Below are 20330 nucleotides of genomic sequence, written 5' to 3' on the forward strand. Positions count from 1 at the left end.
GCTTCGGATCGGGCTCTACACCAACTTTCTCGACACTACCTCTTCCGTTCTTTTCACTAATCGATCGATTCGTCCCAGGAGGCTCGAACCCGAGAGGCAGCGAGCGCTTTGGGGCGTGGCTGTGGCGTTGTTTGCCGCGAATGTCCGCTTTGGGCGTATCATCGTGGGCATCTCGCAAAACCTCGTTGCAAGGGAGATTCATCCCATGGCTACAGAAAAGTCCTCTTCGCGCTCATGGATGTCCGATGCCGCGATCTATCAGATCTACCCGCGTTCGTTTAAGGATTCGACTGGTTCGGGTCTGGGCGATATCGCGGGCATTACCCAACAGATGGACTATCTTGAGCGGCTGGGTATCGAGGCCATCTGGCTGAGCCCGTTTTACCCATCGCCTCTTGTCGATGGCGGCTATGATGTGGCGGACTACTGCGACGTCGACCCGCGTCTCGGCTCGCTTGACGACTTCGATGACATGGTCGCCGCGGCTCACGCGCACGGCATCAAGGTTATCGTCGACATCGTGCCCAACCATTCGTCCAAGCAACACCCCTGGTTCAAAGCCGCTCTTGCCGCTGGCCCCGGATCGCCCGAGCGCGCCCGTTATATCTTCCGCGATGGTCGCGGCGAGCACGGCGAGTTGCCTCCCACCAATTGGAATGCCAACTTTGGCGGCCCCGCCTGGACGCGCGTCGCGGACGGTCAGTGGTATCTGCACATGTTTACGCCCGAGCAGCCGGACTTTGACTGGTCGTGCCCCGAGGTTCATGCGTTCTTTTGCGACGTCCTGGCGTTTTGGAGCGATCGAGGCGTCGATGGCTTTCGCATTGATGTGGCGCACGGTCTCGCCAAGGATCTCGACCGCGATGACCTCGACCGGTGGCATCTCGCCGAGGGCGATGACATGGTTGACGACGGCACCCATCCGCTGTGGGACCGCAACGAGGTCCACGAGATCTATCGCGAGTGGCGCCGCGTGTTCGACCGCTATGATCCGCCACGCAGCGCCGTTGCCGAGGCGTGGGTGCTGCCCGAGCGCCAGTATCTCTACGCGCGTCCCAGCGAGCTTGGCCAGACATTCAACTTTGAGTTTGCCAAGGCCACTTGGACCTATGATGACATGCACGCTGCAATCGAGGAGGGCTTGAAGGCAGCTATAGAATCCGATTCCGCCTCGACCTGGGTGCTCTCCAACCACGACGTGCCGCGCGTGGCGACGCGCTATGCCCTGCCGCAGATCAAGGCGACGCGCTACCACCAGATTGCGCTCGACTGGCTCTTACGCGACGGGTCGTCTTATGACGAGGACCGTGAACTCGGCGAGCGCCGCGCGCGGGCGGCCCTTTTGCTCGAGCTGGCGCTTCCGGGCTCGGCATACGTGTATCAGGGTGAGGAGCTCGGCCTTTTTGAGGTGGCCGATATCCCGTGGGCCGCACTCGAAGATCCTACTGCGACCAATACGCACGGACCGAAGCGCGAGAAGGGGCGAGACGGCTGCCGTGTGCCCCTGCCGTGGGTGGCGGCGGACGATCCCGCGCAGGGCGGATCGTTTGGGTTTTCACCGGCGGACGCCGATGCGGCGCCCCATCTGCTGCAGCCTGCATGGTTTTCCGATTACGCTGCCGATAGGGAAGAAGCGGACCCGACATCGATGCTTGCGCTCTATCGTGACGCCCTCTGGCTGCGGCGCAAGCTGCGCGGGTGCGCCAACGATCTTAAGTGGCTTGATCTTGACGGACGCACCGGCCTTGCGGATGGTGCCGAGGGCGCTGAGGGTGGCGTCATCGCCTATCGCCGCGACAACGGCTGGGCGTGTGTGACGAACTTCGGTGCAGCACCCGTGGAGCTGCCGGCGGGCAGGGTCCTGCTCACCTCATCACCGCTTGCAGACGGCAGGCTCGCGCAGGACAGTTCTGCCTGGATCATGCTCGCTGAGTTGTAGGGGCCTCTTGCGGCGAGTTTACGTTTGCCTGTGCTTTCCGTGGTGGCTGATGTCTTTGCGAGGTTCGCGAGGGCGTCGCAAAACTTTTCAAAAAAGTTCTTGCATAGGATGCGGGTATCACGTAAGATTAATCCTCGTAAGCGGACATGGCTCAGTTGGTAGAGCACAACCTTGCCAAGGTTGGGGTCGCGGGTTCGAGCCCCGTTGTCCGCTCCATTTGGGCGTTTAGCTCAGGGGGAGAGCGCTTCCCTGACACGGAAGAGGTCAGAAGTTCAAATCTTCTAACGCCCACCAAATGTTCGCAGCCCAGAGGCTATGTCCTCTGGGCTGTTTTGTTTTGGTCGCCAAATGGGTCGCCAAATCGTCGGCAAAAGGTACCTCGATTCATGAAAGAGCGGTTCTGAGCGTCAGTTTAGCCTTGTCATCTCAATCGAGTGGGGTTGACCATTTTGAACATAACCGTGCACCTCGTTGACGTTTCTGCGATCGATCCCGGCGAGACCGTTGATATGGCATCAATCGCGGGACGTTATGCCTCGCGTGCCTCCAATGGAGATCTCCCCATTGCGTCTCGGAGGGAAGCTGCGGGCGTGGGTCTGCTGCTTCGCGACGCCCTGGGTGTCTTCGACGACACCCAGCTTGCGCGTTCTGCTTTCGGCAAGATCGAGCTTGCGGATGGGGAGGCCCCCTCTATTTCCATTTCACATGGCGGAAGCGTGGCCGTCCTCGCTGTTTCCGATGTTGCTCGGTCGGTCGGAGGACCTATTGGCGTGGATATCGAGGCGGTCGATGAGATTGTACCTATTGCGGTTGAGCGTATGGCGAGCTCAAGGGAACGGGCGTGGATTGACGCTGCGGCAGATTCGCAGGAACGCGCCTTTCGGCTGTGTCGGGTTTGGACGCGTATCGAAGCCGTCCTGAAGGCGGAGGGGTCCGGCTTTTCAATCGATCCCCGCAAAGACGGGTTGCCGAGCGGATGGTTTACTTCCTCGGTGGTGTTTGGCCAGTGTGTCATCTCTTGTGCAGCGCGTTCTATGCCCCATATCGCCATTGAGGAGCATGCCTTTCGGGTAGCATAGTAGCCAATCGCCAACAGGGGAGGCCTTCTATGTCACTGAACGCTAAAAACGATATTGCTTCGCGGATCGAAGGCGCCGTCTTTGAACTTATGGCGACAACGCCTGTGCAATCGATTAAGGTCACCGACGTACTCCGTCTTGCCCATACATCAAAATCAACCTTCTATCGTTGTTACCGCTCTGTCGATGATGTGGTCAAGCGCTTTGAAGATGAGCTGCTCCAGAACATGCAAGACATTAACGACGTTGCCCTTGAGGCTCGTTTTGGTGATGCGCAGCTTGATCCCACGCCCACGATGATCAAGCGCATGGAAATCCTCAAGGCCAATCGCTCGAAAGTCCTGGCGCTTAACAGCGATAACGGTGATCCCGTGTTTGCACACAAGGCAACGATCTTCATGCATGACTATTTTCGCGATCGTTTGCGGTCGACGTTTTCAGATGAGACGGACCTCGATCTGTATCTTGCTTTTGCGCTTGCGGGCCACCATAACCTCATCCAGTATTGGCTCGAAGTCCGGCCTGACCTTGAGGCACGAACCGTTGCCGCCGCGCTCAATCGCATGTTCTACGCACCGCTCTTTGTCGACGATGCATCGCGCCATTGGCATCCGCGGATCCCTGATTTCGATAATACGCTCGGATGAACGGTCGCTATTTACGGGTAAATGGTTAGATCCATGGCGGTGTCATGATGATTTGCCGAATCCTTGCATTATTGATAAGACCATTTACCTGCTATTTGGAACGTTTTTGCCCTATGGGTTTCAAATGATGGGACACATAGGGCCTTTTTGTCCCATACGTCCTGTCTTGCCCCTCGTAAACTAAAGTCACGTTCAAGAGAACCACTGCAGTAGTTCAACGTGTGACGGCACAGAAAAGCCGCGAGCGCTCTCTCACCTTCGCTCGCGGCCGGACTGCGCCATCACTCCGTACACCTTCACATGATTAGGATGTGATATTCAGTGGTTACGCTCGGAAAGAACATGCGCAGCGTCTCGATTGTAGGCGTGGGCTGCACCCCGTTCAAGGATTTTGAGGAACATCCCGAGACCCAGGGTATTGGCGAGGGCGAGGCGTTTGGCTATGCGGCCCTCGAGGCAATTGCCGATGCCGGTCTTGAGCCCCGCGATATCGACTTTTTCTATCACGGCAGCGCCAATCCCTATCTCGTTGGCGATTGCATTACCCCCAACATGCAGGTTGCCGATTGGTTTGGCGTTCGCGCCAAGGGTTCCGTCCATCATTCCGAGGCTTGCTGCACGGGCTACGTCGCCCTTGAGCAGGCCGTGATGGCAGTCGCCTCCGGTGCCTACGATGTCGTCCTTACGGGTGCCTGCGATTTGGCTTCGACCCTTCCCGTTGAGCACATGCCCTCGCATATTCGCCAGGACTTTACGCTCGACGTCATGATTCCCTCGCTCGATAAGATCTATGACCGCGCGTATGGTCGCCCGCTCGATGGTGCCTTTGGCGTGTCGTTCGACAACTGGATCAACGAGTATTCGATGCAGTACGACCTTACTGCCGATCAGATCGATGACGCCCTGAACGGCCTTACCAAGAGCCTTCGCCGCGGTGCCGTCCTGAATCCCCTTGCCTGGTACGAGACCACGGTCGAGGAGGATGCGAAGGCGGCTGGGTTCGATACCGCCGACGAGTATCTCAAGAGCATGTACAACCCGCGCGTTACGCAGTACCTGCGCGTTACCGGCTTTGAGAAGAAATGCGACGGTGCCGCCGCTGTTGTCGTGATGCCCACGGAGAAGGCCAAGGCCATGGGTGTCCCGTATGCACCTATCGAGGTTCTGGGCACGGGCGCCTCTGCCGTCGAAGCCGGCCTGCTTCACAACGAGCACTGGGCTACCGAGCTTGCTGCCAAGCAGGTCTACGACCTTACCGGCGTGAGCCCCGATGAGATCGACCTGTTTATGTGCAATGACTTCTTCCTGGCTTCCGAGATCGTCTCGGCCGAGGAGTGCGGCTATATTCCGCGCGGCGAGGCTTGGAGGTATGCGATCGATGGCCGCACCGCTTTTGACGGCGATAAGCCCATCAACCCGCACGGTGGCCGTTGCAACTTCGGCCACGCTCATGGCGCATCCGGTATCGCCGATATCGTCGAGGCCGTCAAGCAGATGCGCGGCGTCGCCGGTGCAACCCAGATGAAGAAGATTCCTGAGACGGCCTTCCTGCGCGGTTTTGGCGGTTCTCAGAATGTGCGCTGCCAGATTCTTCGTACCGTCGCCTAAGCGACCGCGGTTTTCGATTTCCCATAAGGAGTATTCTCATGCAACTCAAAGATATGGAGCCCGTGGTCAAGAAGTTCTACACGGGTCTTGAAGAGGGCATCTATTGGGCACGTCAGTGCCCCGAGTGCGGAGCCGTCGAGTTTCCGCCTCACCTTGCCTGCAATGCCTGCGGCTACCACAAGACCGATTGGGTCCAGGTTTCCGGTCACGGCCATCTGATCGATTTTACCCTGCCTGGTCCGCAGAACGACAAGCCCTACCTCAAGGAGTATGGCAAGTACGCCTACGGCGCCGTCGATATTGACGAGGGTTCTCAGTACACCTACGTCATCTACGGCATTACCAAGAAGAAGGCCCCCGAGATCCGCGCCAAGCTCATGGCGGGCGAGACCGTTGGTGTCCATGCCAAGGTCATCGATCGACCGGGTTACAAAGAGCTCACGTTTGAGCTTGACGACTAGGTTTTCACCCTTTTAACAATTCGATTCCTCTCTTAGGCCACGGCGGGACCCATGTCTCCAGCCCGCCGTGGCCGCCCCTCTTTTTATCTTAGAAAGGCACCATCATGAACGAAGAACTCACTCAGCAGATCTGCGATTTTGCCAAGTCCGCTTACAACTACGATGGCGATGTGACCCCCGAGACGACGTTTGAGACCCTGGGCAAGGGCTCGATGAAGATGATCGCCCTGACCTCCATGATCGAGAACGAGCTCGATGCCGAGGTCCCCGTTCGCGAGGTCATGGTCATGAAGACCATCGGCGAGCTTATCGAGCGCACTGCCGAAGAGATGGAGTAGCTGCCATGGACCTGATGCAGACCCTGCGCGAGCAGGCTGCCGCCAAGCCTATGCGCGTTGCTTTTCCCGAGGGCGAAAACGAGACCATGATGCAGGCGGTCGCAAAGATCGCCGCCGAGCATCTTGCCGAATGTGTGCTGGTCGGCGACGGCGGTAAGCTCAAGGAGCTTGCCGATGAGCGCGGCATCTCCCTTGACGGCATCGAGATTGTCGATGTGACCGACGAGGAGGCGAACGCCGCCTGCTGCGAGCGCTACCTTTCGCATCCGGATTGCAAGTTTAAGCCCAAGGGCGCCGCGCGCCGTATGACGCGTCCGCTTGAGCGCGCCCTGATTTTGCAGGTGCTCGACGATGTCGACGTAATGTTCGCCGGCATTGATAACGCCACGGGCGATATTATCCTGGCGGGTCAGACCATCGTCGGCCTTGCCGACGGGGTGGACACCGTGAGCTCGTGCGGTATCGCCGACATTCCCAACTGGAACGGCGGCGAAGGTGGCCTTTTGGCTTTTGGCGATTCCGCCGTTTGCGTCGACCCTACGAGCGAGGAACTTGCCTCGATCGCGATTTCGTCGAGCGAAACGGTGCGCTCGCTGACCGGATGGGATATCCGTTGCGCGCTGCTTTCGCATTCGACTGACGGCTCGATGGATAATGAACTTGTCGACAAAGTGCGCCGTGCTCGTGAGATTGCCAACGATCGCCGTCCCGACCTTGCCATCGACGGTGAGTTCCAGTTTGATTCGGCGATTAACCCCAAGGTTGCGGCCAAGAAGGTACATCGTGAGTCCGCTGTTGCGGGCCAAGCCAACGTGGTCATCTGGCCCGATATCAACGTGGGCAATATCGGCGTCAAGATCATCCAGAATCTGACCGGTGCCAATGCCTACGGCCCCATGCTTCAGGGCTTCAAAAGGATCGTGTGCGATTGCTCGCGCTCTGCGCCCGTCGACGAGATCGTCGGCAACGTGGTGATGAGCTGCGTGCGCGCCCAGGCGCTTAAGGAGGCTTAGGGTATGTCCGATAAAAAGACTCCCTGGCGCGTCCTGGTAATCAACCCAGGTTCCACTTCCACAAAGGTGGGCGTTTTTGAGGGTGACGAGTGCAAGGTCAGCAAGAACGTTGCACACGACGCGAAGGACCTCGCCCAGTTCGATGGGGTTTCGGCTCAGATGCCGTATCGCTGCGATCTGATTCTTGGAGCACTGGATGAGGCGGGCCTGAAGCTCGAGGACTTTGATGCATTTGTCGGTCGCGGCGGCGGCTTGCTTTCGCTGCCCGGCGGCACGTATGCCATCAATGAGGTCATGCTCGAGCATGCCCGCGTCGGTGCGAACGGCATTCAGCACCCGGCGCAGCTGGGTCCCCAGATTGCCCATGAGTTCGCTTCAAAGACGGGCAAGCCCTCTTTTGTGGTGAATCCTCCCGATACCGATGAGCTGTGCGACCTCGCACGTATGACGGGCATTAAGGGCGTGTATCGAAACGTGCACCTGCACGCCCTTAATCTTAAAGAGACCGCCATCCGCCATGCGGCAAAGCTCGGTCGCCCCTATGATGAGTGCAACTTCATCGTTTGCCATATTGGCGGCGGCATCTCTATCTCGGCTCACCTTAAGGGCAAGATGGTCGACGGCAACGACATCGTCGGCGGCGAGGGCCCCATGGCGCCGACGCGCTGTGGCTCGGTCCCCGCAATCGAGGTCGCGAAGTATACGGCGGAACATGGCCTCGACGTCGCCCGCGCCCATTGCATGAAGACCGGTGGCTTCGTTGACCTTTTGGGTACGTCCGATGCCATCGAGGTGTGTGAACGTGCCGCTGCGGGCGATAAGGCTGCAGCACGCGCCTGGGATGCAATGGTTTACCAAATCTGCAAGTGGATTGGCGAGATGGCCTGCGTGCTGAAGGGCGACGTCGACGGCATCTTGCTCGGAGGCGGCATGGTCCACAGCAAGGAGCTCGTTGCTTCGATTGAGGAATGCTGCTCTTGGATCGCTCCCGTATCGGCTTATCCCGGCGAGTTTGAGCTCGAGGCGATGGCGTCTGGCGCCTGCCGCGTGCTCGATGGTGTCGAGGAAGCGCTCGTGTACAGCGGAGAACCCGTGTTCACCGGATTCAACGACTGATAGTGCTGTGTTTGGGGCGGCCGCTGGTGATGCCTGGCCGCTCCGACCCTTTTCTTTAAGTGTAAGGATGGATCATGGATAAAACCAAGATCAAGTACCTGGTGGGCATTTACGCAGCCGCCATGTGCATCATGGGCATGCTCGTGCCCGTCCCTATCGTGGCCTCTGTTGCGGCGGCATTTCCCAACGAAAACATCGCTGCCGTCCAGATGATCATCGGCATCATCCCGTTGATGATGGCGTTGTCCGCCATGCTCGTCTCTTCACAGCTTGCCTCTCGCGTGTCCAAGAAGAAGACGACGCTCGTCGGTCACATTATCGTGATGCTGGCAGGCGCCTCGGTGCTGGTGTTCCACGACTCGCTCGGCCAAGTCTTGGCGGCTTCTGCTGTCATGGGCCTTGGTCTCGGCGCCGTGCAGAATTCAACGGACGCTCTTATCGCGGATTACTTTGGCGGAAAGCAGCGCTCGTTTGTCATGGGCATCTACTCCACTTTTGTTGCACTGGGCGGCATTATCTGGACGATGGTTTCCGGCATCTTGGGTTCTGCCGAGTGGTTCCACAGCTATGCGGCGTACTTCATCATGATCATTTTCATCGTAATCGAGGCTGTTTGCCTTCCTGAGGGTCGTCTTGAGCCCAAGCGCAAGGTCAACGTGTTTGCCAATATGCCTAAAGAGGTCGCGATTATCACGCTCATGAGCTTTGTGTTCGTACTTACGTTCCAGCTCTTCAGCTCCAACGTTTCGCTGCTTGTTGTAGGTCGCGGCTTTGGCGGTACCGTGGAGGCCGGTCTTGCCTCTACCGTTATGACCGTTGCCGGTATTGCGGCTGGTCTTTTGGTCGGTCCGCTGTTTGCCAAGTTTAAGAACCTGGCTATGCCGATCGCGTGGGGCGTGACGCTCGTCGGCCTGGGCCTGACGCTGGTTGCGCCCGCCTTTATGGTGCTGTGCGTTGCGGGTTTTGTCGTTGCGCTGGGCAAGGAGACCTACGTGCCGCTGGAGGGCAATTTTGCCGCCGGCAACTCTGCCCCCGAGGGACGTGCGTTTAACCTCGCCATTGGCATGGCAGGTATCAACTTTGGCATGGCATTGTCTCCCATTGTGTTTGAGGCCGTGACGTCGCCGTTTGGTGCAACGATTGACCAGAAGTTCATCGCCGGCATGATCGTCTGTGCGGCTTGTGTCGTCTTTGGCGCCATTAAGTATCGCAAGCTCACCCCGGCCCAGCTTGCCGAGGCCGAGAAGATGGCGGCCGGCGGCGAGGCGGAGTAGCCGCTCGAGTAGTTGCTTTGCCGTACATCATGTTTTATCGGGGCCGCCGACATATGCCGGCGGCCCTCTTTCTATCAATGACTTTGAAAGGCTTACGGCTATGAAGTTACCTGTCAGGCGCGTTATCGGTATTCTCAACGGCTTCTTTAACCCGCTATTGCTCTGCGCGTTTCTCCCCATCATTGAAGGGGCGCCTGGCTTGGATCTGACGGGCCCCACGGGCTTTTGGGGACAACTCATCGTGGCCACGGTGATCGCCGAGGTTCTGAGCGCACTCCCGCTGTTTGGCAAAACGGTTGGTATGTGCCTGGACTTTTTTGGTTTTGAGCAGGGGAGTGCATCACACAAGATCGCCGGTACGGTCATCGGTGCCACGCTCCTTTTTATGGTGATCGGTTTTGGCGAGATTGCCTTCCAGGGAGGATTCGGAACGATTGAAGGCCGTACGTTCTTCGCGCGTTGGGCCGGCCTCGTCACAAAGGGATGGGCCTTTGTGGTTATCGCCGGCGTGCTGCTCGATCCCTTTACAGCGGCTCTCGGCCGCATGATGGTTCGCGAAGAGAGGTAATAGATCCTCGCCTATCGAATGCCGGCGGACGGGGCGCCGGGGCTGTAGTCTTCCGAGCGTTTACAGTCCTGTCGCTCCGTCCGCCGGCATTCGACCGCAACATGTTGGTCAAGCATAATCTTTTGGATTCTTTTGGCGTGAGCGGCTTGGTTTTGGTAGGATTTGTCAGCGGCGCGGTTGAGGGGGTTTCAAAACTGCCGTGCAGGTAGTCGAGCTGATAACGTTTTAGCACTCTGCCAAGAGCCCTTCATTTTTAATGCGTTTGCAAAATGACTAATTGCTTTGACCTGCTGAAACACTATATGTTGTGTTTGACCTAAAAAAAGAATACAGGATATAGATGCCTCTTTGTCGTATGATAGATGGCGGACAGAGAACGAAGACCTTAACTGCCTCTTTTGAACGTGTCCTTGAGCCGCTTGATCGGCTTCTGGGAATGTCCGCATGGAGGCTTATGGTTTATCGAGAACACAGATTGCGCGACGGCGCCGCAAGACAGGGACAGGCCCTGCCGGGCATCGTTTGGCTCTGAAGCGCAATGAGGCTACGATGCGAAAGAGGCAAGAGGATGAAGATCATCAAGCGCAGCGGCACCGAGGTTGTCTTTGACATCGATAAGATCGTCAATGCCATCCGCGCCGCCAACTTGGAGGTCGAGGAGAGCTCTCGTCTAACCGACCGCCAGGTGGTTTACGCGGCACAAAACGTCGCCGAGGCATGCGAGAACGCGGGCCACACCGTTTCGGTCGAGGAGATCCAGGATTTGGTCGAGGACGAGATCATGCGTCTCGACTGCTACGAGGTTGCCCGCCACTACATCATCTATCGCTATGTTCAGAGCCTGAAGCGCCAGAAGAACACGACCGACGACAAGATTTTGTCGCTGATCGAGTGCAACAACGAAGAGGTCAAGCAGGAGAACTCTAACAAGAACCCGACCGTCAACTCCGTTCAGCGCGACTACATGGCCGGCGAGATTTCTAAGGACCTGACCCAGCGCGTGCTGCTGCCCCAGGAGATCGTGGATGCCCACAATGAGGGTCTGATCCACTTCCACGATTCCGACTACTTTGCCCAGCACATGCATAACTGCGACCTGGTGAACCTGGAGGATATGCTCCAGAACGGCACTGTTATCTCGGGTACGCTGATCGAGAAGCCGCATAGCTTCTCGACTGCCTGCAATATCGCGACGCAGATTATCGCCCAGGTTGCTTCCTCCCAGTACGGTGGCCAGTCTATTTCGCTGACCCATCTCGCCCCCTTTGTTGAGGTGAGCCGTCAAAAGATTCGCGGCGAGGTTGCCCGCGAGCTCGAGGAGCTCGGTGTTTCGGCATCTGCCGAAAAGGTCCGTGAGGTCGTTGAGGACCGTCTGCGCGATGAGATCCGTCGCGGCGTCCAGACGATTCAGTATCAGGTCGTGACCCTTATGACCACCAATGGCCAGGCGCCGTTCGTGACGGTCTTTATGTATCTCAATGAGGCCCGTACGCCCCAAGAGAAGCACGACCTTGCCATGATCGTGGAGGAGACGCTTCGTCAGCGCTATGAGGGCGTTAAGAACGAGGCCGGCGTGTGGATTACCCCGGCATTCCCCAAGCTTATCTATGTGCTCGAGGACGATAACGTTCACGAGAATTCCCCGTACTTCTACCTGACCCAGCTGGCTGCCAAGTGCACCGCCAAGCGCATGGTGCCCGACTACATCTCCGAGAAGAAGATGCGCGAGCTCAAGCTGTCGAAGGGCGAGACCGCCGGCAACGGCGATTGCTACACCTGCATGGGTTGCCGCAGCTTCTTGACGCCCGACCGCTCGGGCAACGGCTTTAACAATGTCGCCAACGCGCTGAACTATGACCCGACCAAACCTAAGTACTATGGCCGCTTTAACCAGGGTGTTGTGACCATCAACCTGCCCGATGTCGCGCTGAGCTCGCATCAGGACATGGACAAGTTCTGGAAGATCTTCGACGAGCGCCTTGAGCTGTGCCACCGCGCCCTGCTGTGCCGTCATGAGCGCCTGATGGGTACGCTTTCTGACGCTGCACCGATTTTGTGGCAGTACGGCGCCCTAGCGCGTCTGAAGAAGGGCGAGACGATCGATAAGCTGCTCGTGGGCGGATACTCCACCATCAGCCTGGGGTATGCCGGCCTGTATGAGTGCGTCAAGTACATGACGGGTCACAGCCACACCGAGAAGGAGGGCACGCCGTTTGCCATGGCCGTCATGCAGCGCATGAACGACAAGTGCGCCGAGTGGAAGGCCGAAAGCGATATCGACTTCTCGCTGTATGGCACCCCGCTTGAGTCGACGACCTACAAGTTCGCCAAGTGCCTGCAGCGTCGTTTTGGCATTATTCCGGGTGTGACGGACAAGGGCTACATTACCAACAGCTATCACGTCCACGTGTCCGAGGAGATTGATGCCTTCGACAAGCTTAAGTTTGAGGGCATGTTCCAGCAGCTTTCGCCGGGCGGTGCTATCTCCTACGTCGAGGTTCCCAACATGCAGGACAACCTCAAGGCTGTTATTCGCGTGATGCAGTACATCTACGACAACATCATGTACGCCGAGCTCAACACCAAGAGCGACTACTGCCAGGTGTGCGGCTATGACGGCGAGATTAAGATTGTCGAGGACGATGGCAAGCTGGTGTGGGAGTGCCCCAATTGCGGCAACCGCGACCAGGAGAAGATGAACGTCGCTCGTCGTACGTGCGGCTACATCGGTACCCAGTTCTGGAACCAGGGTCGAACCGAGGAGATCCGCGACCGCGTGCTGCATCTCTAATAACCATCCCAGGCTGCCCCGTAGCGAGGCCCCGGACCTTTACTCGCTATTTCGGACAGTCCTGGCTCACGACGGAGGCGCCACTGGCGCCTCCTGTTCGTGCGGAACTCATATCGAGCAAAGGTCCGGGGCCTCGCTACGGGGCAGCCAAGTTGATGTAGCTGAGATGCAGCATGCGGTCTGCTCACTCCTCGAAGTTCTTAGCGGAAATGAGTTGACCTGCGACAACGGTCTGCTTGCGATAACGGTTGAGCTGCAGCATTGTTTTTATTGGACCTCGAACCCTATACTCGATGTTCGCTGAGTTCATTGAGTATCGCTCGCGAGGGGTCTGGAGTATATCGTCCCGCCCGCAGTTTCGCAGGCCGCAGGCCGAGAATGTTTGAGGACGGGATGATATGCTCCAGACCCCCAGGAAGGTTACTTATGAACTACGCGAACATTAAGTATTTCGACATTGCTGATGGGGAAGGCGTTCGTACTTCTCTGTTTGTGAGTGGGTGCCGTCGTGGGTGCAAGAACTGCTTTAACTCTGTCGCGTGGGACTTTGCTGCGGGCGAGCCGTTCGATCGCGCCGTCGAGGATAAGATTATCGAGAGCCTCGACCATCCCTTTATTGATGGCCTGACGATTCTGGGCGGGGAGCCTATGGAACCCGAGAACCAGGCGGGGCTTGTTGATTTCATTGAGCGCGTTCGTGCCACTTATCCTGTGGGGTCGGGGAAGACCATTTGGTGCTTTACCGGCGACGTGCTCGAGGAACTTATGCCGGGCGGTCGTCATCATACCGAGGTGACGGACCGCATCCTTGCCTGCCTCGATATGTTGGTGGACGGTCCGTTCGTTCAGGATCTGTACGATATCTCGTTGCGCTTTAGGGGCTCGAGCAATCAGCGCGTGATTGATATGAACGCCACGCGTGCCCGTGCCGAGCGTGAGAACATTGCGCTTTGCGACGCCGTGGAGCTTTGGCGGGACGATCCGGTCTATTCGACCCATACTATGTAGCTGACAGAGGTTGCGTGCCGGCGTGGTACCATAGCGCGAACGCGAAATCGAAAAAGTGAGGCCCAGATGGTCGATCAGGAAAAAGTCGAGACTGCCATTAAGCTGCTGCTTGAAGGTATAGGCGAGGACCCAACTCGTGAGGGCCTGCTGGAGACTCCGGCACGCGTCGCCCGTATGTATGGCGAGATTGCCGGCGGTATGGACCAGAGTGCCGAGGAGCACCTGTCCAAAACTTTTGCCGTCGCTTCGAACGATTTGGTTATCGAGCGCGACATTACGTTTTACTCGCTGTGCGAACATCATCTACTGCCGTTTTATGGCAAGGCCGCCATTGGTTATATCCCTAACGGTCGGGTGGCTGGGCTTTCCAAGCTCGCCCGCACGGTTGAGGTTTATGCCCGCCGTCTTCAGCTGCAGGAGCAACTGTGCGCACAGGTTGCCGATGCCCTCATGGATTATCTCGCTCCCCAGGGAGCGATTGTGTTGATGGAGGCCGAGCATATGTGCATGACGATGCGTGGCGTGCAAAAGCCCGGCACCAAGACCGTGACGCTTGCTCGCCGCGGCGTCTTTGAGACCGATCCCGCGCTCGAGGAGCGTTTCTTTAGGATGCTGGGCCGCTAACCATGAGAGTCGTCAACGACTTTACATCGAAGACCGATGAGGGGACGTCGCGTCGCGGCTTTATGGCTTCGGGCCTGGCCCCCTTTGGTGCCATGCCTCGCATTGATTACATTTGTGCCAACGGGCTGTTCCGGCGGCACCTGGGCAACATCGTACAGTTGGAATCGGGGCGCATCTTCTGCCGCCACGGTATTGACCATCTGCTCGATGTCGCTCGCATTATGTGGATCAAGAATCTCGAGGAGCAGCTCGAATTTGACCGCGAGGTCATCTACGCCACGGCACTTCTTCACGATATCGGCAAAGATGAACAGTATGAATCGGGTATATCCCATGATGTTGCAAGCGAACGCGTCGCTGATGCGATTCTCGGCGGCATGCCCGATGACGTGGCGTTTGAGCCGGCCGATGCCGCAGCCATTAAGACGGCCATTCTGGGCCATCGAAAGCTGCGCGTGAACAGCCAACCGCTTGAGCGTCTGCTCTATGCAGCCGACAAAGCGTCGCGTGCCTGCTTTGCATGCCCCGCGCGCAACGCTTGCAACTGGAGCGATGATAAAAAGAACCTGTCGATTCGCGTGTAGTTAGTTTGCGCGGTCGGGGTTCTAAACGAAGGAGACGATCGCGTTGAGTAACAAGAAACTGCCCGAGAATGCAACCAAGACTGAAGGTGCTGAGCTCGCCCGCCGTGGAAGGGGCGAAATATCCACCGCAACGGCGGTGCCTCACGTGAGCTATGACGATCTGCGCCATACCGATCGCATTGTCATTGACGGCCTTGAGGTTTTTGCCAACCATGGCGTGTATCCCGAGGAGAATGCGCTGGGTCAGAAGTTCATCGTTTCTCTGGTGCTCTATGCCGACCTGCGCGCGGCGGGGGAGCACGATAACCTGGATGCCTCGATTGACTACGGCTCGGTGTGCCACGATGTCGATGGCTATCTGCGCGAGCACACGTTTAAGCTCATCGAGGCGGCAGCCGAGGGGACAGCCCAGATGCTGCTGCGCCGTTATTCCTCGCTGCTTGGTGTGCGCATAAAGCTCGATAAGCCGTGGGCTCCTGTTGGCCTGCCCCTGGCAAGCTGCGGCGTCGAGATCGAGCGCGTGCGCTAACCGGTTCTAATACGACTCTATGGGTGGCTGCTTGAGCCGCTGCGACAGAGCTTTATTGTTGGGACAGTACGTGTCGAGCAGGGCGTGGAATCGCTGATTGTGGCTTGGCTCGAGCAAGTGGACGAGCTCGTGGGCGACAACCATGTCGAGGCATTCGACAGGGTAGGCGGCGAGCTCGCGCGCGATGCGAATGGCGCCGGATTTGGGCGTGCATGATCCCCAGCGCGTTTTCATGCTGCGCACGGAGATGCGGGCCACGGTGACGCCCATTGCGACTTCGTACGCGTGCACGATGTCGCGCAGCGCCGATGTGACCTCGGACGCATAGAGCTGGTCGATGTGGGCTTGGAGCTCATCGGACGTTAGGCCGTCGAGGATTGCGTGCCGCTTGGCCTGCGGGCCTTCGTCCGATTCATCGGTACCCATAAAACTTGCGAAGGTGGCCTGTTTGGGTCGCGGTGCGGGGGATGCAAAGTTGTGATCGAGTGCATCCTGTACCGTGATGGGCTTGCCCCAAAGTGCAATGATGGACGAGGGGCTGAGCGGCTCTCGTGCCGTCGCCTGACGCTGCTCGCGCTGGGCAAGTCGGCTGATAATCCAGGCGCTGTTGCGCTTCACAAACGCTTCGATACGCTCGCGGCTGGCGCCGATCGGTGCGCTGGCGTGGACCTCGCCGCTCGATGTGACGCGTAGGTTGAAGTTCTTGACGCGCTTTTTGGTAACGACGACGGGGATGGTCGTCCCATCCGGTCGGGATGCGGAAATCGTAAACTGCTGCGTCAAAAGCGGTCCTTCAGATCGGGGACGGGCCGGCATGTCGACCGTTCGGCATGCCGGCCCGCTCAAGGGATGTGAAATTAATAACGCTCGAAGAAGGCAAGCGCGTTGTCGCTGCAGAGCTTTTGCATCACGGTCTTGCCAAAATGCTTGGAAAGCATGTTCTGGAACTCGGGCATCTTGCTGGCATCGGAGAGGAAAGCGGGCACAGTGGCACCGTCCCAGTCGCCGCCGAGCGCGATGACGTCCTCGCCGCCCAGGTCGAGCCAGTGCTCGATATGTGCCGCTAGCTGGTCGAAGGTGACGTCTGCGGCGGTCTTTTTGGTTGCGTCGTTGGAAAGGAACTCGCTGCAATAGTTGAGGCCGACGATACCGCCCATGTCGCGAATGGTGCGGAACTGGTCGTCGGTGAGGTTGCGCTTGACTCTGCAGACGGTACGGGAGTTGGAGTGGCTGGCGACGAAGGGGCGCGTGGCGTGGGCGACAACCTCGTCAAAGCACTCATCGTTGAGGTGGGAGACGTCGAGCACCATGCCGGCGTGCTCCATCTGCGTAAGCGCCTCGATGCCGGCGGCGGTGAGGCCGGCGTGGGTGTCGTGGCCGCTCGCGAGCGGTCCCTGCGCGTTCCAGCTGAGTGACGACATAAGCACGCCCAGGCTCTTGAGCACCTCGATCAGCGCGGGGTCCTCGGCAAAGAACGTGGCGTTTTCGATGGTGTGGATGCAGGCGACCTTGCCGTCCTTGAGCGCGGGGCGAATGTCTGCGGCGCTGCGCACGTTGACCATACGGTCGTGGTTGAGCATCGCCTGGCCGCTCATGTGCGCCATGATTTGCGCCTGGAAGCGCGCGGCGTGGGCGGTGGGAATCTCGTCGGGGACAAACGTGGCGAAGCACTGTGCCCACGGCGTGTTGCCGATCTTTGCGAGCGAGATGGCGCAGGCGTTGCCCTCGATGAGGTCGAAATCTTGCGGATGCGTTTCGTCGCCGGGGAAATAACCGTCGGTGCCGGCGGTAAAGCGCAGGTCGAGATCGAGCGTGGCCCAGCCGATGCGGTCGGCGGTGTCGCAGTGTAGGTCAAATACGGGATATGCCATGGTTCCTCCGGTTGCAGCGTTTCTTTGCAAACTGTCTTTGAATTGTATGACTAGGGTATAGTTAGCGCCATATGTTCACGGCGGCCCGCGTTGTGCGCCGCCCTTATCACGGAGGTTACCATGTCCAACAAGGGCAAGAAGGTCAAGACCCATTATCGTGGCACGCTCGACGACGGCACGCAGTTCGATAGCTCTTACGATCGCGGCGAGCCGCTGGAGTTCACCTGCGGCGCCGGTCAGATGATCAAGGGCTTCGACGCCGCTGTTGTCGACATGCAGGTGGGCGAGAAGAAGACCGTGCACATTCCCGCTGCCGATGCCTACGGCGAGCACAACCCCGAGATGGTTATTACCTTCCCGGCCGAACAGGTTCCCAACATCGAGCAGATCGAGAAGGGCATGAAGCTCTTCCTGTCCACGCCGAGCGGCATGCCCGTCCCCGCCGTGGTCATCGACGTGACGCCCGAGGCCGTGACGCTCGACGCCAACCACGAGCTCGCCGGCAAGGATCTCAACTTTGATATCGAGCTCGTCGAGGTCGAGGGCTAGAGTATGCCTGAACGCTTGGTTTCGACGACATGCTTGGGAAATCTCAACGATCCGTCCTATGAACTCCTGCTTCGCCGGGAGCTGGGCGGTGTCTTTGAAGTTGACGAGCTACTGCTCGATTGGGACCAGGCTGATGCATGCGCGTTTGTGGGCGTGACGGAACTGGGGCGCACGATCGATGTTCGGTTGGATACTGCCGACGGCGGTCGTCTTGCCGATGGCGACGTGCTCACCATTGACCGTTCGGGCATGGTGCCCGTGGTGGTTGTCGTGCGCCTGCGCAGCGCCGAGGTCTATTTGGTCGAAGTCGACCGCATGGATCCGATTGCGCTCGCGCATGCGTGCTGGGAGATCGGCAACATGCATGCGCCGCTCTTCCGGGGCGACTCGGACGAGCATACCGTGCGCATGTATACGCCGGTGCAGCCGGTTTTGGGCCGTATGCTTCGCGGCGTCGAGGGAGCTCGAATCTCGATCGTTTCGCGCGAGCTCGATGCGGGCCGACGCTTTGCGTCGAGCGCGGCCGATGTTGTCGTGAGCATGGCTCCGGACTTTACCATCGTTAAAAAGACGCGCGTCTAAGCGCGCGTATGCGCAAGACGGGCTTTGAGGGGTGACCGATCAAGGTCCGTCTTGCTGTTGATAGGAGGCTTTGGGGGAAGCATATGGGTCTTGAGGGAATCAAGCTGATTGCATGCGATTTGGACGGCACGTTGCTGCACCCGGGGGAGCGCGAGCCGCGTTCCGAGGCCTTTGAGCTTATCGATGAGCTACATCGTCGCGGTATCGTGTTTATGCCGGCGAGCGGCCGTCAATATGCGAGCCTGCGCTACCTGTTTGCCCCGGTGGCCGATGAACTCGCCTATGTATGCGAAAACGGAGCCCTGGTCATGAGCGAGGGGCGTGCCGTGGTCAAGCGTTCTATGGAGCGTGGCCTGGCCATGGATATCGCGAATGCCGTGGTTGCGTACCCCCATGCCGACGTGACCCTTTCGTGCGAGGGACACCTCTACACCATGAGCAGCAACGATGCGTTTGTTGACCACCTGCGTTATGAGGTCCATTGTGATGTGGCGGTAGTCGACCGTCCCGAAGACATTGACGAGGATGTCATTAAGATTGCCTTCCAGACGCCCGAGGCGGAGCAGCCGGCGGCGCTGGAGTATTTTGTGCGTCGCTTTAGCGACCGGGTCGATGTGATGACGTCGGGAACCGAATGGACCGACTTTATCGGCTTTGATTCGGGCAAGGGGTCCGCGCTTGCCGATTATGGTTGTGCGCTGGGGATCTCACCTAACGAAATGATGGCGTTTGGCGATAACGAAAACGATCGCGACATGCTCAACGTGGTGGGCCATCCCTATCTGATGGAGAGCTGCAATCCCAGCATGCGCGGTGTCAATGACCGTGTCCGCTACGTGCGCACGGTCGAAGAGGAGCTGCGTCGTCTACTTGCTGAGTAGGCATGTCCCAAACATCTACCGGCAGTCGGGGCAGAGACCCTCGAAGATGGTGTAGTGCGACGTGACGTGCCAGCCGATTTGCTCGGACGCCTTGGCGTCGAGCTGGGCATCGAAGGGGAGCGGTACGTCGATGACGCGGCTGCATGAGGTGCAGATGATATGCGCATGCGGCTCGATCGTGCGATCGAAGCGGCTGCCGCCCGGCGTCTTGATGGAGAGGATCTCGCCGGCGTCGGCCAAGAGATTGAGATTGCGGTAGACCGTACCGCGGCTGATTTTGTCATCCTGCGCGCGCACGACGTTGTAGATTTCGTCGGCGGTGGGATGGTTATAACTTTGGCGCACGGCGTCAAGAACCAGCTTTCGCTGCCTGGTATTCCTTCTTTGCACCGCCATGCGCCTCGCCTCTTTTCTATCAACGGTCGTAGGTAAATGATACCGTATTTAGCACACAATACTAATAACGAGGAATGAAACTGTCTTCATTGGCAAGTGGGGCTTGGGCCTGGGCTTCTACGAGGCGAAAACGCGTTCCCATGCGCTCGTAGGAGGCATGAAGCGCCTCGAGATGAGATAGGATGTTTGCCGGAGCTCCCTGTATCTCCATCTCGACCGAGCCGTCTTCCATGTTGCGCACCCAGCCGGTGAGTGCGCGTGCCTGCGCGAGGTTGGTGTTGGTAAAGCGAAAACCAACGCCCTGGACTTGCCCCGCCCAGCGCAGGAAATAGCGCAGGGGAGTGTCTTGAGTGGCCTCGTCGCTTGCGAGCACAGTAAGCCTGCGGCGCAACTCGAGCTCGATGTTTGATGGTTTTTGAGGCTCTCGACTGCCGCCGGTGACGCTGGAGAAGAACGCATCGAAGAAGCCCAT

The 20330-nt window shown here is 58.5% G+C and carries 22 protein-coding genes and 2 tRNA genes; 20 read left to right on the top strand and 4 right to left on the bottom strand.

The genetic code is table 11. The features are described 5' to 3' along the window. Positions 1 to 205 precede the first annotated feature (205 nt). The 17 genes from DXD16_RS04580 (at position 206) to folB (ending at position 15579) form a co-directional block, all read left to right on the top strand. Entirely contained in the window at positions 206 to 1939 is a 1734-nt protein-coding gene (locus tag DXD16_RS04580) for a glycoside hydrolase family 13 protein (RefSeq protein ID WP_233502614.1), read from the top strand. A gap of 140 nt (positions 1940 to 2079) precedes the next feature. Beyond that, positions 2080 to 2155, top strand: a tRNA-Gly gene (locus DXD16_RS04585). A 3-nt stretch (positions 2156 to 2158) separates the two neighbouring features. After that, positions 2159 to 2233: transfer RNA gene (locus DXD16_RS04590), tRNA-Val, on the top strand. A 296-nt stretch (positions 2234 to 2529) separates the two neighbouring features. Further along, positions 2530 to 3018, top strand: a complete 489-nt coding sequence (locus DXD16_RS04595; RefSeq protein ID WP_158551577.1) for a 4'-phosphopantetheinyl transferase superfamily protein — start codon at positions 2530 to 2532, stop codon at positions 3016 to 3018. Between the two features lie 29 nt (positions 3019 to 3047). Next, complete coding sequence (locus DXD16_RS04600) at positions 3048 to 3665, top strand: TetR/AcrR family transcriptional regulator C-terminal domain-containing protein (protein ID WP_117655264.1); 618 nt, start codon at positions 3048 to 3050, stop codon at positions 3663 to 3665. A 321-nt stretch (positions 3666 to 3986) separates the two neighbouring features. Then, positions 3987 to 5273, top strand: a complete 1287-nt coding sequence (locus tag DXD16_RS04605; RefSeq protein WP_233502615.1) for a thiolase family protein — start codon at positions 3987 to 3989, stop codon at positions 5271 to 5273. A gap of 38 nt (positions 5274 to 5311) precedes the next feature. Further along, the gene (locus DXD16_RS04610; protein WP_117583871.1) at positions 5312 to 5734 is read left to right on the top strand and encodes a Zn-ribbon domain-containing OB-fold protein; all 423 of its coding nucleotides are present in this window, start codon (positions 5312 to 5314) and stop codon (positions 5732 to 5734) included. Positions 5735 to 5838: 104 nt separating this feature from the next. After that, positions 5839 to 6072: an acyl carrier protein gene (locus DXD16_RS04615; protein WP_055251381.1), complete on the top strand. Its 234-nt coding sequence runs from the start codon at positions 5839 to 5841 to the stop codon at positions 6070 to 6072. Positions 6073 to 6077: 5 nt separating this feature from the next. Continuing rightward, on the top strand, positions 6078 to 7085 hold the full coding sequence (locus DXD16_RS04620) for a phosphate acyltransferase (protein WP_117655265.1): 1008 nt from the start codon (positions 6078 to 6080) through the stop codon (positions 7083 to 7085). A 3-nt stretch (positions 7086 to 7088) separates the two neighbouring features. Beyond that, entirely contained in the window at positions 7089 to 8201 is a 1113-nt protein-coding gene (gene buk / locus DXD16_RS04625) for a butyrate kinase (protein WP_117655266.1), read from the top strand. A gap of 74 nt (positions 8202 to 8275) precedes the next feature. Beyond that, positions 8276 to 9475, top strand: coding sequence for an MFS transporter (locus DXD16_RS04630; protein ID WP_117655267.1), 1200 nt, complete (start codon positions 8276 to 8278; stop codon positions 9473 to 9475). Positions 9476 to 9575: 100 nt separating this feature from the next. Beyond that, positions 9576 to 10043: a hypothetical protein gene (locus tag DXD16_RS04635; protein WP_117583875.1), complete on the top strand. Its 468-nt coding sequence runs from the start codon at positions 9576 to 9578 to the stop codon at positions 10041 to 10043. A 568-nt stretch (positions 10044 to 10611) separates the two neighbouring features. Next, positions 10612 to 12834, top strand: a complete 2223-nt coding sequence (nrdD, locus tag DXD16_RS04640; RefSeq protein ID WP_117583876.1) for an anaerobic ribonucleoside-triphosphate reductase — start codon at positions 10612 to 10614, stop codon at positions 12832 to 12834. A 426-nt stretch (positions 12835 to 13260) separates the two neighbouring features. After that, positions 13261 to 13842: an anaerobic ribonucleoside-triphosphate reductase activating protein gene (gene nrdG, locus DXD16_RS04645; RefSeq protein WP_117655268.1), complete on the top strand. Its 582-nt coding sequence runs from the start codon at positions 13261 to 13263 to the stop codon at positions 13840 to 13842. A gap of 66 nt (positions 13843 to 13908) precedes the next feature. Then, positions 13909 to 14466: a GTP cyclohydrolase I FolE gene (folE, locus tag DXD16_RS04650; RefSeq protein ID WP_117655269.1), complete on the top strand. Its 558-nt coding sequence runs from the start codon at positions 13909 to 13911 to the stop codon at positions 14464 to 14466. Between the two features lie 2 nt (positions 14467 to 14468). Further along, the gene (locus tag DXD16_RS04655; RefSeq protein WP_172622418.1) at positions 14469 to 15050 is read left to right on the top strand and encodes an HD domain-containing protein; all 582 of its coding nucleotides are present in this window, start codon (positions 14469 to 14471) and stop codon (positions 15048 to 15050) included. A 43-nt stretch (positions 15051 to 15093) separates the two neighbouring features. After that, positions 15094 to 15579 carry a dihydroneopterin aldolase gene (gene folB, locus DXD16_RS04660; RefSeq protein ID WP_199408106.1) on the top strand — a complete coding sequence of 162 codons (486 nt, stop codon included), beginning with the start codon at positions 15094 to 15096 and terminating at the stop codon, positions 15577 to 15579. A gap of 6 nt (positions 15580 to 15585) precedes the next feature. Here the strand turns inward: folB and DXD16_RS04665 are convergent, their stop codons facing one another. Together DXD16_RS04665 and DXD16_RS04670 are read right to left on the bottom strand one after the other, a co-directional pair. After that, complete coding sequence (locus DXD16_RS04665) at positions 15586 to 16362, bottom strand: M48 family metallopeptidase (RefSeq protein ID WP_158551580.1); 777 nt, start codon at positions 16360 to 16362, stop codon at positions 15586 to 15588. Positions 16363 to 16436: 74 nt separating this feature from the next. After that, positions 16437 to 17450, bottom strand: a complete 1014-nt coding sequence (locus DXD16_RS04670) for a dipeptidase (RefSeq protein WP_117655271.1) — start codon at positions 17448 to 17450, stop codon at positions 16437 to 16439. A gap of 120 nt (positions 17451 to 17570) precedes the next feature. On the opposite strand from DXD16_RS04670, the gene DXD16_RS04675 reads away from it, so the two are divergent. The 3 genes from DXD16_RS04675 to DXD16_RS04685 all read left to right on the top strand — a co-directional run bounded on the left by DXD16_RS04675 (position 17571) and on the right by DXD16_RS04685 (position 19462). Beyond that, positions 17571 to 17999 (top strand): peptidylprolyl isomerase, encoded by a 429-nt coding sequence (locus tag DXD16_RS04675; RefSeq protein WP_117655272.1) that lies wholly within the window; start codon positions 17571 to 17573, stop codon positions 17997 to 17999. A gap of 3 nt (positions 18000 to 18002) precedes the next feature. Continuing rightward, the gene (locus DXD16_RS04680; protein WP_117655273.1) at positions 18003 to 18581 is read left to right on the top strand and encodes an urease accessory protein UreE; all 579 of its coding nucleotides are present in this window, start codon (positions 18003 to 18005) and stop codon (positions 18579 to 18581) included. Positions 18582 to 18664: 83 nt separating this feature from the next. Beyond that, complete coding sequence (locus DXD16_RS04685) at positions 18665 to 19462, top strand: HAD-IIB family hydrolase (RefSeq protein WP_117655274.1); 798 nt, start codon at positions 18665 to 18667, stop codon at positions 19460 to 19462. Positions 19463 to 19477: 15 nt separating this feature from the next. Here the strand turns inward: DXD16_RS04685 and DXD16_RS04690 are convergent, their stop codons facing one another. Together DXD16_RS04690 and DXD16_RS04695 are read right to left on the bottom strand one after the other, a co-directional pair. Further along, positions 19478 to 19858 (bottom strand): Fur family transcriptional regulator, encoded by a 381-nt coding sequence (locus tag DXD16_RS04690; RefSeq protein WP_172677978.1) that lies wholly within the window; start codon positions 19856 to 19858, stop codon positions 19478 to 19480. A 61-nt stretch (positions 19859 to 19919) separates the two neighbouring features. Further along, on the bottom strand, positions 19920 to 20330 hold the full coding sequence (locus DXD16_RS04695; protein ID WP_117655275.1) for an acylphosphatase: 411 nt from the start codon (positions 20328 to 20330) through the stop codon (positions 19920 to 19922).

It is taken from the genome of Collinsella sp. TF11-5AC (assembly GCF_003436775.1).
GTDB lineage: Bacteria > Actinomycetota > Coriobacteriia > Coriobacteriales > Coriobacteriaceae > Collinsella.

What these genes read in the sequence shown, in the direction of transcription:
- DXD16_RS04580 (WP_233502614.1), top strand. Translation starts at nt 206, where the DNA reads ATGGCTACAGAAAAGTCCTCTTCGCGCTCATGGATGTCCGATGCCGCG.
- DXD16_RS04690 (WP_172677978.1), bottom strand. Translation starts at nt 19,858, where the DNA reads ATGGCGGTGCAAAGAAGGAATACCAGGCAGCGAAAGCTGGTTCTTGAC.
- nrdD (WP_117583876.1), top strand. Translation starts at nt 10,612, where the DNA reads ATGAAGATCATCAAGCGCAGCGGCACCGAGGTTGTCTTTGACATCGAT.
- DXD16_RS04620 (WP_117655265.1), top strand. Translation starts at nt 6,078, where the DNA reads ATGGACCTGATGCAGACCCTGCGCGAGCAGGCTGCCGCCAAGCCTATG.
- DXD16_RS04675 (WP_117655272.1), top strand. Translation starts at nt 17,571, where the DNA reads ATGTCCAACAAGGGCAAGAAGGTCAAGACCCATTATCGTGGCACGCTC.
- DXD16_RS04655 (WP_172622418.1), top strand. Translation starts at nt 14,469, where the DNA reads ATGAGAGTCGTCAACGACTTTACATCGAAGACCGATGAGGGGACGTCG.
- DXD16_RS04630 (WP_117655267.1), top strand. Translation starts at nt 8,276, where the DNA reads ATGGATAAAACCAAGATCAAGTACCTGGTGGGCATTTACGCAGCCGCC.
- DXD16_RS04600 (WP_117655264.1), top strand. Translation starts at nt 3,048, where the DNA reads ATGTCACTGAACGCTAAAAACGATATTGCTTCGCGGATCGAAGGCGCC.
- DXD16_RS04615 (WP_055251381.1), top strand. Translation starts at nt 5,839, where the DNA reads ATGAACGAAGAACTCACTCAGCAGATCTGCGATTTTGCCAAGTCCGCT.
- DXD16_RS04635 (WP_117583875.1), top strand. Translation starts at nt 9,576, where the DNA reads ATGAAGTTACCTGTCAGGCGCGTTATCGGTATTCTCAACGGCTTCTTT.
- nrdG (WP_117655268.1), top strand. Translation starts at nt 13,261, where the DNA reads ATGAACTACGCGAACATTAAGTATTTCGACATTGCTGATGGGGAAGGC.
- buk (WP_117655266.1), top strand. Translation starts at nt 7,089, where the DNA reads ATGTCCGATAAAAAGACTCCCTGGCGCGTCCTGGTAATCAACCCAGGT.
- DXD16_RS04695 (WP_117655275.1), bottom strand. Translation starts at nt 20,330, where the DNA reads ATGGGCTTCTTCGATGCGTTCTTCTCCAGCGTCACCGGCGGCAGTCGA.
- folE (WP_117655269.1), top strand. Translation starts at nt 13,909, where the DNA reads ATGGTCGATCAGGAAAAAGTCGAGACTGCCATTAAGCTGCTGCTTGAA.
- DXD16_RS04685 (WP_117655274.1), top strand. Translation starts at nt 18,665, where the DNA reads ATGGGTCTTGAGGGAATCAAGCTGATTGCATGCGATTTGGACGGCACG.
- DXD16_RS04680 (WP_117655273.1), top strand. Translation starts at nt 18,003, where the DNA reads ATGCCTGAACGCTTGGTTTCGACGACATGCTTGGGAAATCTCAACGAT.
- DXD16_RS04670 (WP_117655271.1), bottom strand. Translation starts at nt 17,450, where the DNA reads ATGGCATATCCCGTATTTGACCTACACTGCGACACCGCCGACCGCATC.
- DXD16_RS04610 (WP_117583871.1), top strand. Translation starts at nt 5,312, where the DNA reads ATGCAACTCAAAGATATGGAGCCCGTGGTCAAGAAGTTCTACACGGGT.